Here is a 12,350-nt window from a genome sequence, read left to right on the forward strand (position 1 = left end):
GCGCCACCCCGAACGTAGACTGGACACCATGCCCGAATCCGCCCTCTCGCTCGACAGCGTCTCGGTCGTCCTCGTCTGGACCGCGATCGCCATCTACGCGCTCGCGTTCGTCGCGTACGCCGTCGATCTGGCGCGCCGGTCCGACCTGGCCCTGAAGGTGAAGGATGCGGCGAAGGATGCCGTGCCCGCGCGCCAGCTGGTGAGCACCGGGGCGGCCGGTTCCGGATCGGCTGTCGCCGAGGTCCGCGCCGAGGAGGATGCCGCGCTCGTCGCGGTCGAAGCGCGTCCCGCCGCACGCCCCCGGTACGTCTGGGCGCGCATCGGCACGTCGCTCACTGTTCTCGGCCTCCTGTTCCACATCGGCGCGGACGTGACGCGCGGCATCGCGGCGCACCGCGTGCCGTGGTCGAACATGTACGAGTTCGCCCTCACCGGCACGATGCTCATCGTCGTGGTGTACCTCCTCGTGCTGCTGCGCTACGACCTGCGCTTCCTCGGCACGTTCATCACGGGTCTCGTCGTCGTGCTCCTCGGCAGCACCGCGATCTGGTTCTACACCGAGATCGTGCCGCTGCAGGACTCGCTCAAGAGCGTCTGGCTCGTCATCCATGTCTTCGTCGCCTCGCTGTCGACGGCGCTGTTCGCGCTCGCGTTCGCCCTGTCGGTCCTCCAGCTGCTGCAGCAGCGCCGCGAGCGCCTCGCGGTCGCCGCCGATGAGGCATCCGGCTATGCAGCGCTCGCGGACACGGGTGCCGGTGTGCCGGGCGCGAATCCTGCCATCAAGAGCGGCCCGCGCTTCTTGCGGACGCTGCCCTCGGCCGACGCGCTCGAGTCGCTCGCCTACCGCTTCGCGATCATCGGCTTCATCTTCTGGACGTTCACGCTCATCGCGGGATCCATCTGGGCCAACGACGCGTGGGGACGCTACTGGGGCTTCGACACCAAGGAAGTGTGGACCTTCGTCATCTGGGTGCTCTACGCCGGATACATCCACGCGCGCGCGACCCGCGGCTGGCGCGGCACGCGCTCGGCGTGGCTGTCGATCATCGGCTTCGCCGCCGTGATGTTCAACTTCACGATCGTGAACATGTTCTTCAAGGGGCTGCACGTCTACAGCGGCCTGAGCTGAGGCATCCGGCCGGCGTGGCCTGAGGCATCCGGCCGGCGTGGGTGACGCCGCCCCTGGGCGTCGCGTCGCTGTTCCGGCGCTCCTTTCCTGTTCGGGCGCTACATGTTTCTGGCGCCGGTGCAGGAAACTGGCGCCCGAGACGGCTGGGCGACCTCACGCTGTCGACCAGCCCCCGCGACGGACCGGCCCCCGCGACGGACCAGCCCCCGCGACGGACCGGCCGCCGCACGCCTCAGGCGAGGGCGGGGGATGCCTCGAGCAGCAGGCTCGCCTTCGCGGTGCGACGGCGGGCGACGGCGATCACCGTCGCGACGAACGCCAGCGCGGCCCAGACGATCATCCCGACGAGCGCGGCGCCGAGGCCCCCCGCCGCCGTGAGCGCGGCGAGCATCGCCTGGTAGGCGGGCGTCGTCGGCATGAGCGAGGCGATCGTCGTGAGCACGCCTGGCACCGTCGAGACGACGCCGGTCGCGACGGCGAGCACCCCGATGAGCGCCGAGATCCAGCGGCCCGCGCCGCCGAATACCGCGACGAGCGCCTGGTTGACCGCCGCGAACGCGATGCCCGCGACGACGGCGATGCCCGCGAACGTCCACCACTGTCCGGCGTCGTATCCGGCGGCCAGCTGCACGACGACCGCGACGAGCAGGCCCTGTGCCGCGCCGATCGCGGCGGCGGGGGCGAGGCTCCGGAGCGCGAGGAGCACCGACGGGCGGCGCGAGCTCAGCGCGTGCCGTGGCACGGCCTGCAGGGCGATGAACGAGCCGAGCGCACCGAACCACAACGCGAGGGTCGCGAGCAGCGGGATCGCGGATGCCCCGAAGATGTTCGTCGAGGTCCCCTCCGCCTCGACCGGGTCGGTCACGACCGCGGCGAGGTTCTTCGCCTGCTGATCGGTGTACGAAGGGATGGCGCCGGATGCCTCGGTGAGCCCGTCGGCGAGCGTCGAGGTGCCGGTGGCGAGATCGCCGACGCCTCCCGCGAGCCCGTCGGCGCCGTCGGCGGCATCCGAGGCCCCCGACGCCAGCTGCGCGGCGCCGGCGGCGGACTGAGCCGCGCCCGAAGCGACGCCCGACGCGCCCGTCGAGAGCTGTGCGGCCCCGGCCGCAGACTGCGCCGCCCCCGTCGCGATGCCCTGCGCACCGGTCGCGAGACCGTCGGCTCCGGTGGCGAGACCCGCCGCGCCCGCCGCCGACTTCCCCAGGCCGCCCGCGATCCCGGCGATGCCCTGCGACAGACCCGCCGCACCCTGGGCGAGCTGCGCGGTCGCCGCGGGGAGCTCGTTGATCTGGCCGAGGCCACTCGCGATCTGCTGCGAATTGGCGAGGATGCCGTCGACGGTGGGGAGGGCGGCCTCCGCGGCATCCGCTGCGGCACTCACCTGCGCGCAGAAGTCGGCGGGGTATCCGGCTGTCGTGCAGTCGGTCGCGAGCTGACGCAGCGAGGCGACGCGGGCCTCGGCATCCGCCCGCAGCGCTTCGCTGTTCTCGGCGACTCCGTTCGCGGCATCGATGACGTCCTGCGGGACGCTGATGCCCTGAGCGGCGTCGGCGAGCTGCTGGATGCCGGTCGCCAGCTGACTGCTCGGCTCGACGAGCAGATTCGCGTTGTACGAGAGCGTCGCGAGCCCGTCCGCGGACGCGTGCGCGCCGGCGGCGTAGGTCTGCACGCCCGCGGCGTACTGGGTCGCGCCCGTGGAGAGCGTACCGAGCCCCGTCGACAGGTCGGCTGCTCCGCCCGCGACCTGCTGCGCGCCATCGGCGAGCTGCTGGGCGCCGGTCGAGGCCTGACCCGCTCCGTCGGCGAGCTGGCGCACGCCGTCGGCGAGCGACACCGCGCCCGCTCCGGCAGTGTCGGCGCCGTCGGCGAGCTGATGGGCGCCGTCGGCGGCCTCGCCGAGCTTCTCACCGAGCGTCGTGAACCCGAGGAACACGTTCTCGAGGTAGACGCTCGACAGGTTCTGACCCAGCACGGATGCCGCCGCCGACGCGACCTGAGAGGTGATCGCGTCGTCGACGATGCGGCTGTCGGGCGAGGTCTGCGCGGAGATCGTCGCGCGCACCGGCGTCCCGCCCGAGCCGTCCGACGCGCCCGCGGTCGAGGTCGCGGCGGCGGAGAAGTTCGCGGGGATCGTGATCACGGCGTCGTAGGTGCCGTCGGCGAGGCCGTCCGCGGCATCCTCCGTGTTGGAGATCGTCCAGTCGAGGTTCGAGGGAAGGTCGTCGGAGCCCTCGACGAGCCCCGCGGCGAGCTGTCGGCCGAGCGGCACGTACTGGCCGTCGATCGTGACCGGCTCGTCGTTGTTGACGATCGCGGCGCGCATGCCGTCGAGGCGCTCGACGGGGTTGTAGAGCGCGGCGACGAGGATGCCGCCGATGACGACGGGGAGAAGCAGCACCCCGATCAGCGTCAGCCACGTGATCGGGCGGCGCGAGCGGGCGCGTTCGAGGGAGAGGGTCATGACATCACCTGCGGAGTGGAAGAGGCGGAAGAGGGGAGGGGCGAGAGCGCCAGAGCGGTGACGCTCCGGCGGTGCGCATCGTAGAAGAGGCTGAGCGCGGGGCCGTCGTGTCGCGCCGAGGCGACGACCGTGAGACGGAGGTCGTCGTCCGCGTTCCGGTCGGCGATGGATGCCGCGGCGTCGCGCAGGAGCGCGGCCGCCTGGTCGCGGTCGGCGCCGGTGAGGGTGTCGAGCCCGTCGATCGCGACGAGCGTCGTGCCACCGGCGAGCGCGCGGCGCAGCTCACGGAGCGGATCGGCGGCGCCGTCGAGCAGGGCCACCCCCACGTGGGCGCGCACCCACGCTCCGCGGCCGGGCAGCAGGTGCCCCGCGACGCGCAGGCGACCCTCGCTCGGCTCGATGCGGCCGGCGATCATGAGGACGAAGGCGCGCCCCGCGCGCGGATCGGACGAGGTCGCGAGGAGGGTGTCGCCCTGCTCGGCGCGGAAGGTCGCGCCGGAGAAGAGCTTCACCTCGCCGACCCCCCGGCCGCCGTCGACGCGCACGCCGACGCCGTCGCCGACGAGCGGTGCGCGGCAGTCGGGCTCGGGCCAGTCGGCGAGGGCCAGTTCGCGCTCGACGGCCTCGCCCTCGATGTCGAAGTGCGGGAGCACCCGGTCGAGCCAACGCGGCATCCACCACGCCTTGTCTCCGAGCAGCGCCATGATCGCCGGGCCCAGCGTCATGCGCACGAGGAAGGCGTCGATCGCGATGCCCGCCGCAAGCCCGAGCGCGATCGGTTTGATGTTGACGTCGCCTTCCGGGACGAAGGCCGCGAAGACGGCGAACATGATGACGGCGGCGGCGGTCACCACCCGGGCCGACGCGGTGAAGCCGCTGCGGACGGCTCCGACGGCGGTGTGCGCGTCGGCGCGGCCCCGGCGGGCGCGGCGGGCATGCACGAAGTCCTCGCGCATGCGCGACACGAGGAACACCTCGTAGTCCATCGCGAGGCCGAACAGGACGCCCATGAGGATGATCGGCATGAAGCTGATGACGGGTCCGGTGCGGGTCACGTGCAGCGCGTCGGCGAACCATCCCCACTCGAAGACCGCCGCGACCACGCCGAAGGCGGCGAGGATCGACAGCAGGTATCCGAGGGTCGCCTTCAGCGGCACCCACACCGACCGGAACACGATCATCAGCAGGATGAACGACAGCCCCACGACGAAGAGGCCGAACGGCAGCAGCGCCGCACCGAGCCGGTCGGAGATGTCGATCGCGATCGCGGTGAACCCGGTGACCTTCAGGTCGACGCCGTACTTCTCGAGCCACTCGTCGTGGTGCGACCGCAGCTCGCGCACGAGGTCGGCGGTGCGCGGGTCGTCGGGCCCCGTCTCGGGGACGACCTGGATGAGACCGGTGTCGGCGGTCTCGTTCGGGGTCGCGAGGGCGACCTCCTTGACGCCCGGGATCTCCTCGACCTCAGCCTTCAGGTCGGCCATGAGGCCGAGGGGATCGGTCGAGGTGACGATCGTGCCGGTGAGGATCAGGGGGCCGTTCGCACCCGCGCCGAAGTGCTCGGCGGTGAGGTCGTAGGTCTGCCGCGCCTCGCTCGAGGTGGGCTGCATGCCCGCGTTCGGGAGGGCGAGCTGGAGGCTCGCGGCGGGGATCGCGACGACCCCGAGCGTCACCACGACCGCGATCGTCGTGATGATCGGATGCCGCGTCACGAGCATCACCCAGCGATTGGTCTTCTTGACCTTCGTCGTCGCCTGTGCCGCGTCGCTCTCGCCGGTCGCGTCGTCTTCCGCCTCCGCGGCATCCTTCGCCTGAGGACGACGCCGACCGATGCGCACGCCGCGCGAGAGCCCGTGGCCCCACCCCGCGACGCGTCCCTTCGCGAATCCGAGGAGCGCGGGGGTGAGGGTGACAGCCACGAGCACGGCGACCGCTACCGCCGCCGCGGCGGCGACGCCCATCGTCGTGAGGAAGGGGATGCCGGCGAAGCCGAGCCCGATGAGGGCGATGAGGACCGTGACGCCGGCGAACACGACGGCCGAGCCGGCGGTGCCGGTCGCGCGCGCCGCGGACTCTTCGGGATCGACGCCCGCGCGCACCTGGTCCTGATGTCGCGCGACGATGAAGAGGGCGTAGTCGATGCCGACCGCGAGGCCCAGCATGATCGCGAGCATCGGAGTGGTCGACGACACCGTCGCGAACGCCGTCGACGCGTAGATGAGCGTGATCGCGAGGATGACGCCGATGAGCGCGCTCACGAGCGGGAACCACGCCACGGCGAACGAGCGGAATGTCACGATGAGGACGAACAAGGCCACGAGCACACCGACGATCTCGACGATCGAGAGCGCCGGCAGCGACGTGGAGAAGAGGTCACCGCCGACGACGACCTGCGAGCCCTCGGGGAGCGCGGCTCCCAGCGAGTCGGAGATGTCGTGGAGCGTGTCCTTCGTCGCCTCGGGGACGTCGGTCACCGTGCCCGCGAACTGCAGTCGGATGAGGGCGGCCTGACCGTCGTCGCTCACCATGCCTGTGACCATGTCGTCGAAGGGATCCGTCACTGCGAGGACGCCATCGAGGTCGCCGAGCTCACCGACGACCTGTTCGATCGCTCCGGCGTACGGCTCCTCGTCGATGCGGTCGCCGGGGGCGGCGACCACGACGTACTGCGCGCTCGTGCCGCTCGCCTGCGGGAACGTGCGGTTCAGTATCTTGAGGCCCTCTTCGCCCTCGGTGCCCGGGATCGAGAAGGAGTTGTCGAAGCCCTTGACGGCGCCTGTCGCCATGCCGACCGCGACACCGCCCCCGACCACGGCGACCAGGAGAAGCCAGGAGACGAGCACGCGCCACGAGTGACGGTACGACCAGCGGCCGAGCGAGTAGAGGAGTGTGGACACAGGCTCTCCGGTCGTGCGAGGGTCAGCGGGATTCGATACAGCGCTGTATCCGATACATAGATGTATCCTAAGAGCGTTGCCCCCCGCAAGTCTGTGGAGTGGGTGTGAAGATGTCCGGCGGGATGACCGGGAAGGAGACGCTGTGACCGAGGTGACCGATGTGACCGCACGACCGGGCAGTCGGCGCCGCGAGCAGACGCGTGCGCGCCTTCTCGATGCCGCGCACGAGGTGTTCGCCGAGGTCGGCATGGATGCCGCGTCGGTCGAGATGATCTGCGAACGCGCGGGGTTCACGCGCGGCGCGTTCTACTCCAACTTCGAGTCGAAGGACGAGCTCTTCCTCGCCCTCATCACCCAGCTCGCCGAGGCGAAGCTCGACGAGGTGGCCGTGCGGGTGCGCGACCTGTCGCCCGAGGCGCTCGCCGACACGGCATCCCTTGTCCGTCATGTCGTGGGCGCGTCGATCGGCGATCGGATGGAGCCGCGGCTCGCGAGCGAGATCCGCACCCAGGCGATGCGCGACCCACGTCTCGCCGACGCGTACCTCGCCTGGCAGGGTGCGGTGCGCGACCGCGTCGAGGGGATCATCCAGCACGTCGTCGATGCGCATGGCCTGCGGCTGCGCCTTTCTGTCGCGGATGCCGCGCAACTGCTCGTCGACGTGTCGGACGACACCTGCATTCGCGCGACGCTCGAGGGGCGCCCCGTCGCCGAGGTGACGGAGCTCATGAACGATCGCCTCGAGCGACTCGTCGACGTCCTCGTCGACCGACCCGCCGCCCCCCGTCGCTGATCGGCTCCCCGCGGGGTCGCCCGCGGGCTGCTACTCGCCGGCGGCGAGGAGCGCGTGGCACCGTTCGAGGCGCACGAGCCACCACTCCCGGCGCTCGGGCGCGGCCGCGTGACGGTCGAGCAGCGCGGCATCCGGGCTCACCCGCCCCACCGCAAGCGCCCCGCCCGCCGGTCGCAGCGACGGGCGGGCGACGTCGGCGGTGAACAGCGACGCCGTCCCCAGCCCGCAGTCGAACGGCAGGTCGGGGAGGGATGCCGCGAGCGCGACGCCCATCGACAGCCCGATGCTCGTGTCCAGCGCACTCGAGACGACGGCGGGGAGCCCCGCCTCGGCGACGATCTCGAGCGCCCGATGGATTCCGCCGAGAGGCTGCGCCTTCACGACGAGAATGTCCGCCGCGCCCGCCCGCGCGACGGCAAGCGGGTCGGTGGCCTTCCGCACGCTCTCGTCCGCCGCGATCGGGATGCCCCAGTCGGCGATCCGCTCCCGCAGCTGGGCGAGCTCGTCGACGCTCGCGCACGGCTGCTCGAGGTACTCGAGGTCGAACTCGGCGAGGGCGTGCACGGCGTGCTCGGCCTCATCGACGTTCCAGCCGCCGTTCGCGTCGAGGCGTACGCGCCCCTCCGCGCCCATCGTCTCGCGCACCGCACGCACGCGCGCGACGTCGTCGGCGAGCGTCTGGCCGCGTTCGGCGACCTTGACCTTCGCCGTGCGGCATCCGTCATAGCGGGCGAGGACCGCGGGCACGTCGGATCCCGGAACCGCCGGCACCGTGGCGTTGACCGGCACGATCTCGCGCAACGCTGCCGGCTGCGGACGCCAGCCGAAATCGATCGCCCCCGCGAGCCAAGCGGATGCCTCCACGTCGTCGTACTCGACGAAGGGCGAGAATTCGGTCCAGCCTTCGGGACCCTCGAAGAGGAGCGCCTCGCGGTGGTCCACCCCGCGGAAGCGCGTCGCGAGGGGGAGCGAGACGACGCGCGCCGTCGCGCGAAGATCGGCCAGGGGCGGGAGCGCGTTCACGAGGGCACTCAGCGGGCGTCGTACGCGGCGCGGGCGCGCTCGATCTCGGGGTGGTGTGCGACGGCCCAGTTCGCGATCGCGATCGAGGGGGCGAAGAGCGTCTCGCCCATCTCGGTCAGCTCGTACTCGACGCGCGGCGGCACTTCGGCGTAGGCGGTGCGGGTGACCATGCCGTCGCGTTCGAGCTGGCGGAGGGTGAGAGTGAGCATCCGCTGCGAGACGCCCGGGATGTGCGCCTGCAGTTCGCCGAAGCGGAGCTTCCCCTCGTGGAGCGTCGCGATCACGAGCAGTGACCACTTGTCGCCGATGCGGTCGAGGATGTCACGGATCGCGCGGCCGTCGTTCCCCTCCTGCCGGCAGCTGCCCTCGTAGGGACTCCGCGCGGATGCCGCATCGGGGAGGCCCGGCACAGTGATGTCGGTCAGTGACATGGATGTTCCTTTTGTAGACGCCGCGAAGATGACAGATGATGTGGTTGCTTACCAACAGTAACCGTAGAAAGAAGCAAGACCGTGCTCATCGCACTCTGGATCGTCAACATCATCCTCGCCCTCCTCATGCTGGGCGCCGGCCTCACGAAGGCCCTCCGTTCGAAGGAGCAACTCGCCGCCGACCCGAAGATGGCCTGGACCGAGGACTTCTCGCCCGTCCAGATCCGCCTGATCGGCATCGCCGAGTTCCTCGGAGCGCTCGGCCTCATCCTGCCGCTGGCCACGGGCATCGCCCCGATCCTCACGCCGATCGCCGCCGTCGGCCTCGCGATCCTCATGATCGGCGCGGTCGTCGTGCACATCCGTCGCGGCGAGAAGCCCGGCCCCTCGCTGCTGCTGGCGATGCTCGCGGTCGCAAGCGCCGTCCTCGGTTTCCTCGTCGTCCTCTCCTGACCCCCCACCTTCCCCTTACCCCACCCCCACCCCCTACCCGCGAGACTGCATCTGCGGGTCGAGACAGCGGTCACTGACCACAGTTTCGACTCGCAGATGCAGTCTCGCGGCCAGTCGAGGGGGGAGGAAGGGGGGGAGGGGAGGGGGTCAGGTGATGGGTTGGCCGCACATCCCGCAGATGCCGGACGGGGGCACCTCGACGAAGCAATCGGGGCAGAGCGCGGCGACGCGCTCGGGGATCGTCGGCGCCGCGGGCTTGCGCTGCGAGCCCGCGCGCTGCGACGACGCGGCGCGCGGCGCGGACCGGCGCGCGCGCTCGTTCAGCGACGGGGCCGGCGCGAGCTTCGGCGTCGGCTTGTGGTCGGCGCAGTAGTAGCGCACGAATCCGGCGGGGTTGTTCGGATGCCGGTGCTTCACGACCCAGAGCGCCTCACGCGGCCACGGCTCGCCCTCGGCGCCGCACCCGGCGCACCGGGTCGGTTCGCCCGGCAGCACCTCGGCCGCGGGCACGGGGAGCTCGAAGGGGAGGGCGTCGCGCCAGTCTGAAGAGTTCCTGATCTGCACGATGCGCCTTCCGTCGTGGGTGCTCAGCGCCGTCCTTCGGGGGTGGACGCCGCCGTCCTCCATTGTCCCATGCGCGACGTCCGAGGAGGTCGACGCCCGAGGAGGTCCCGGCGCCCGTCTCACTCCCTGGCGGCCCACCCCGACCACCCGTCGGCGTCGACGACGCAGAAGCGGTTCCCCTCCGGGTCCTGCATGATCACGTAGTCGGCGTCGACCGGGCGCTTGTCCCAGTGCACTCGCTCGGCGCCGAGGGCCTCGAGTCGTGCGACCTCGGCATCCTGGTCCTCCGCATACAGGTCCAGGTGGATGCGCGGCGGCAGCATGCGCGGCGACGGCACGACGTCGAGCGACACGCTCACCCCCGGCCCCGACCGGGGGGACAGCACCGCGAAATCGTCCGCGACGGGCTCGCGCGGCACGTAGTCGAGCGCGCGCGTCCAGAACGCGAGCTGAGCGGCGAGGTCGGTGACGCGGATGACGATCGAGCCGACGACGAGCATCAGGCCACCTCCGGGTTGTGCGCCGTCACCATGATCCACTGCTGGGAGGAGGTGCGCGCCGATGCGGCGCGGACGTCGACGGCATCCCACCCCGCCGCGACGAACGCCGCCGCGAGCGGACCCTCTCGCCAGTACACGAATCGGCGCGGGGCATCGAGCTTGCGCAGCGACCACTCCTCACCGTCGCCCGTCTGGAACGACGCCGCGATCACCCCGCCGGGGCGCGTCGCGCGGCGGGCGGTCGCCAGCACGTCCGGCAGCTCGTCACGGTCGATGTGCAGCAGCACGGCACTTGCGAAGACGGCGTCGTACGGCGGGTCGGTCGGCGCGGCGCGGAAGTCGGGCGCCCGCACATCGAGCAGGCGCGCACGGTGCCCGGCCGCATGCTGCAGGGCGAGAAAGGATGCCGCGGCATCCGTCCGATCCACGACGCAGCCGGCGGCCTCGAGCGCGTCGGCATCGCGCCCCGGACCCGAGCCGAGCTCGAGCACCCGCACCGCGGACCCCGCGGAGGGGACGGCGACCGAAAGGAGCGCGTCGACGAGGGGAGAGGGCCGCGTCTCGGTGCGCGCGAGGTAGTCCAGGGCGTGCGTGCGGTACGTGTCGAGGGTGAGGTCGACGGGGTCGCCGAGCGCCGGAAGCGTGCAGGCATACCGCTGCCGCTCGGGCCAGCGCTGGTCGCGCGGGGCGGGCACGACGTCGAACCCGAGGGCGCGGTAGAAGCCGACGGCGTCGTCATCGGTCTCGGCGAGCAGGGGGAGCGTCGTGTCGGCGTGGCGGGTCGCGTCGACGAGCTGTGTGCCGATGCGCCGCCCGCGGGCGGCGTCGTCCACGGCGATGTAGCGCAGCTCGATGTGGCTCGGGTGCACCTCGTAGGCGGCGAAGCCGAGGGCGGCGCGCGGGTCCGTGTCGGCGTGATCGGGGCCTGCTGCGGGGTCGCCGGTGGGGGACCCGTCGACCGCGCCGATCACCGTGAGCTTCGGCAGTTCCACGTCGCGGATCCACATGAGCGCGTCGGCGTCGACCCCCGCGGCCTCCCACAGCAGCGGCCAGAACCCGCTCGACTCGATCTCCTCGCGCGCGAGCGGGCGGATCTGTACGCCGGTGCCCATGCCTCCGACTGTAGCGGCGGCATCCGACAGCGTGCCGCGTAGGCTGGGCGGGTGACCGCCGACTTCGTCTCCGACCTGTTCGACCCGGCCGAATGGGACCCGGCTCCCGGTGCCGATGACTACACCGACATCACGGCCCACGTCTCGCGCGACGGGCGCATCGCCCGGATCGCCTTCGACCGCCCCGAGGTGCGGAACGCCTTCCGCCCGCACACCGTCGACGAGCTTTACCGCGCCCTCGACATCGCCCGGCAGGATCCGAAGATCGGCGTCGTGCTCCTCACCGGCAACGGCCCGAGCCCGAAGGACGGCGGGTGGGCGTTCTGCTCCGGCGGCGACCAGCGCATCCGCGGTCGCGACGGCTACAAGTACAGCGACGACGAGGCATCCGTCGAAGGCCCCGCCCGCGCCGGACGGCTGCACATCCTCGAGGTGCAGCGGCTGATCCGCTTCACGCCGAAGGTCGTCATCGCGGTGATCCCGGGGTGGGCGGCGGGCGGCGGGCATTCGCTGCACATCGTCTGCGACCTGTCGATCGTGTCGGCCGAGCACGGCCGCTTCAAGCAGACGGATGCCGACGTCGGCTCGTTCGATGCCGGCTACGGGTCGGCGTACATGGCCCGCCAGGTCGGGCAGAAGGTCGCGCGCGAGGTGTTCTTCCTCGCCGAGGAGTACTCGGCGCAGCGGGCGTACGAGATGGGGGCGGTCAACCGCGTCGTGCCGCACGCCGAGCTCGAGCGCGAGGCGGTCGCGATGGCGCGGACGATCCTCGGCAAGAGCCCCACCGCGATCCGCATGCTGAAGTTCGCCTTCAACGCGATCGACGACGGGATGGTCGGCCAGCAGGTGTTCGCCGGTGAGGCGACGCGTCTCGCGTACGGCACCGACGAGGCGGTCGAGGGCCGCGACGCCTTCCTCGAGAAGCGCGATCCCGACTGGTCGCCCTACCCCTACCACTTCTGAAATGCGCCCCTCCCCGGAGCCTCC

General features: G+C 71.7%; 11 protein-coding genes. 4 read left to right on the forward strand and 7 right to left on the reverse strand.

The window, feature by feature from the left end:
- Positions 1-28 precede the first annotated feature (28 nt).
- Positions 29-1,129, forward strand: a complete 1,101-nt coding sequence (ccsB, locus tag ACRVYW_RS06675) for a c-type cytochrome biogenesis protein CcsB (protein ID WP_431802925.1) — start codon at positions 29-31, stop codon at positions 1,127-1,129.
- A 232-nt stretch (positions 1,130-1,361) separates the two neighbouring features.
- On the opposite strand, the gene ACRVYW_RS06680 is transcribed toward ccsB, so the two are convergent.
- A complete protein-coding gene (locus tag ACRVYW_RS06680) occupies positions 1,362-3,590 on the reverse strand; it encodes a YhgE/Pip family protein (RefSeq protein ID WP_431802927.1) in 2,229 nt (742 codons plus the stop codon).
- Positions 3,587-6,487: an MMPL family transporter gene (locus ACRVYW_RS06685; protein WP_431802929.1), complete on the reverse strand. Its 2,901-nt coding sequence runs from the start codon at positions 6,485-6,487 to the stop codon at positions 3,587-3,589. Before ACRVYW_RS06685 ends, ACRVYW_RS06680 begins: the two co-directional genes overlap by 4 nt.
- Before the next feature lie 142 nt (positions 6,488-6,629).
- Between ACRVYW_RS06685 and ACRVYW_RS06690 the strand changes: the two genes are divergently transcribed.
- Entirely contained in the window at positions 6,630-7,280 is a 651-nt protein-coding gene (locus ACRVYW_RS06690; protein WP_431802931.1) for a TetR family transcriptional regulator, read from the forward strand.
- Between the two features lie 30 nt (positions 7,281-7,310).
- Here ACRVYW_RS06690 and ACRVYW_RS06695 read toward each other — a convergent pair whose 3' ends face one another.
- Both ACRVYW_RS06695 and ACRVYW_RS06700 read right to left on the reverse strand, forming a co-directional pair.
- Entirely contained in the window at positions 7,311-8,303 is a 993-nt protein-coding gene (locus tag ACRVYW_RS06695) for an o-succinylbenzoate synthase (protein WP_431802933.1), read from the reverse strand.
- A gap of 8 nt (positions 8,304-8,311) precedes the next feature.
- Entirely contained in the window at positions 8,312-8,734 is a 423-nt protein-coding gene (locus ACRVYW_RS06700; protein ID WP_431802935.1) for a winged helix-turn-helix transcriptional regulator, read from the reverse strand.
- A gap of 81 nt (positions 8,735-8,815) precedes the next feature.
- On the opposite strand from ACRVYW_RS06700, the gene ACRVYW_RS06705 reads away from it, so the two are divergent.
- Positions 8,816-9,187, forward strand: coding sequence for a DoxX family protein (locus ACRVYW_RS06705; protein ID WP_431802937.1), 372 nt, complete (start codon positions 8,816-8,818; stop codon positions 9,185-9,187).
- Positions 9,188-9,334: 147 nt separating this feature from the next.
- On the opposite strand, the gene ACRVYW_RS06710 is transcribed toward ACRVYW_RS06705, so the two are convergent.
- From ACRVYW_RS06710 to ACRVYW_RS06720, 3 genes are all read right to left on the reverse strand, one after another.
- Positions 9,335-9,751, reverse strand: coding sequence for a glucose-6-phosphate dehydrogenase (locus ACRVYW_RS06710; RefSeq protein WP_431802939.1), 417 nt, complete (start codon positions 9,749-9,751; stop codon positions 9,335-9,337).
- 119 nt (positions 9,752-9,870) lie between these two features.
- Entirely contained in the window at positions 9,871-10,251 is a 381-nt protein-coding gene (locus ACRVYW_RS06715) for a VOC family protein (RefSeq protein ID WP_431802941.1), read from the reverse strand.
- Positions 10,251-11,363 (reverse strand): GNAT family N-acetyltransferase, encoded by a 1,113-nt coding sequence (locus ACRVYW_RS06720; RefSeq protein WP_431802943.1) that lies wholly within the window; start codon positions 11,361-11,363, stop codon positions 10,251-10,253. Before ACRVYW_RS06720 ends, ACRVYW_RS06715 begins: the two co-directional genes overlap by 1 nt.
- Positions 11,364-11,414: 51 nt before the next feature.
- Between ACRVYW_RS06720 and ACRVYW_RS06725 the strand changes: the two genes are divergently transcribed.
- Positions 11,415-12,326, forward strand: coding sequence for a 1,4-dihydroxy-2-naphthoyl-CoA synthase (locus ACRVYW_RS06725; protein ID WP_431802945.1), 912 nt, complete (start codon positions 11,415-11,417; stop codon positions 12,324-12,326).
- Positions 12,327-12,350 lie beyond the last annotated feature (24 nt).

It is taken from the genome of Microbacterium sp. bgisy203, assembly GCF_965345155.1.
GTDB lineage: Bacteria > Actinomycetota > Actinomycetes > Actinomycetales > Microbacteriaceae > Microbacterium.